This is a genomic window from Streptomyces sp. DvalAA-14 (assembly GCF_900091855.1).
Lineage (GTDB): Bacteria > Actinomycetota > Actinomycetes > Streptomycetales > Streptomycetaceae > Actinacidiphila.
The window spans coordinates 1-1,742 of record NZ_FMCH01000591.1 but is presented as its reverse complement, the minus strand read 5'-3'; the positions used below and the strand labels follow the sequence as shown (position 1 = coordinate 1,742).

The window sequence follows — 1,742 nt, the reverse complement described above, 5'->3', positions numbered from 1 at the left end:
GCGCCAGACCCATCGCGCGCAGCCGCTCCAGCAGCGCGGCGGGCTCCGTCTGCGCGGCCAGCACGGTCGGCGCCAGCCGGCGCAGACCGAGGCCGGCCGCCCGGCGGTCGGCGAGCAGCTCGCTGAGCAGCGAGTCGTCGTCACAGCGCAGATACGCCGCTGCCGCGCCGACCCGGAGCGTGCCGTGCCGGCGGGCCACGTCGTCGATGAGGTAACTGAGCGGCTGCGGCACCGGGGTGCGGGAGTGGTCGGTCAGGAACGCCTGCAGTTCGGCCGCGGTGCGGCCGGCGTCCAGCGCCCGGCGCACCGACTCCGGCGTGAAACGGTAGACGGTGGCGCCGCCCTTGGACTCGATGTCGGCCAGCACACCGAGGGTCTCGGCGAGCGGGGCGATGAGCGGTCCGGGGGCCACCGCCGTCAGATCGGCCTGCAACAGCACGTGGTCCAGCGGCTTGGGCAGCAGCGGCGCGAGGACCGCGGCGGCCTGCTCGGCGGCGCCGTCCAGCAGCGGCCGGGCATGGGCGGCCAGCGCGCCCCGGCCGGTGACACCGAGGGTCTCCGCGTCGTTCAGGGTCCAGCCGAGCAGATCGGTGCGCAGCGCGTCGGTGCCTTCCCGCAACGGACGCTCCCAGCGCAGCCGCTCCAGCAGCGATGCGTGCTCGGCGGCCGAGCCCGGCGGCAGCCCGGCGAGCAGATCCAGCACGCGGCGGCGGACCTGCGGAGCCAGTGAGCGGTCCAGGTCCGGGCCGAGCGCGGACAGCGCCCGGTTCTTCGGATCCCGGCTGCCGACCAGGCCCGGCGTGCGGCTCGCGGTCAGCCAGGCGGCGGCCAGCACGGTCCACTGGCGGGCGGCGGGCAGTTGCCGCCAGTCGTCGGCCGCGGGCGTGGGGGCGTATGCCTCGTCCAGTTCGCCGTCGGTCGCGATCAGACCGGCGGCGTAGGCGAGTTCGAGCCAGAAGGCGGTCTCGGGCTCGGGCAGGTCCAGGGTCGCGGCGGTGCGTTTCAGGTCCCGGACGCTGATCCCGCCGGCCCGCAGCACGGTCGGCCCGCCGCTCTGCCAGGCGGTGAGCACCTCGGTGACGGTACGGACCGCGGTCAGCGCCTGCCCGGCCGCGGTGAGGTCCACGGTCCGCTCGGAGCGGGCGACGGCCCGCACGTCGGGCGGCGCGGGCCGCGGTGTGCGGTGTGCCCGGCCGCCGCGCAGGGTCAGCGCGGCCTCCCGGGGCAGCACCACATTGTGCGGGCCCGCGGGCAGCAGCAGGCCCCTGGCCAGCAGCCACTGCACCGGGCTGCCGGCGTGGGCGGCCCGTACCGCCGCGGCGGCATCGCGCACCTCGCCGTAGGGCGGCCCCCACACCAGCCGCTCCAGCACCCCGCGCACCCCTTCGGGCGCCCCCGCGATCAGCGAACCGAGCCGCTCCGGGTCGCCGAACAGCGCGGCCAGCGCGTTCAACGCGCTCACCGAGTCGTGCGTCCCCGGCAGCCCGGCGTCCGCCAGCACCTCCTGCAACCGCGTCGGCGACATCCCGGCGGTGGCTTCCGCCAACGACGGCCCGAGCCCGGTGGCCGACGCCATGGCCGCCGACGGGGCCAGCACGTCCCGCGCGGTCCGCACCAGCCGCAGCGCGTCCGGCCCACCCCACACCAGGCCGTTCCGCCGCAACGTCTCCACGGCCCCGGGCAGCGCCTCCACCACCGCCCGCGCGACCTCGGCGGGCAACAGCCCCCCACCCACGCGGCCC

Annotated in this window: 1 protein-coding gene; it reads right to left on the bottom strand. The window is 77.5% G+C overall.

The window, feature by feature from the left end:
• Positions 1-1,720, bottom strand: a 1,720-nt coding sequence (locus GA0115240_RS31940) for a helicase-associated domain-containing protein (protein WP_237555375.1), incomplete at its 3' end; no start/stop codon positions are given.
• Between the last annotated feature and the right edge of the window lie 22 nt (positions 1,721-1,742).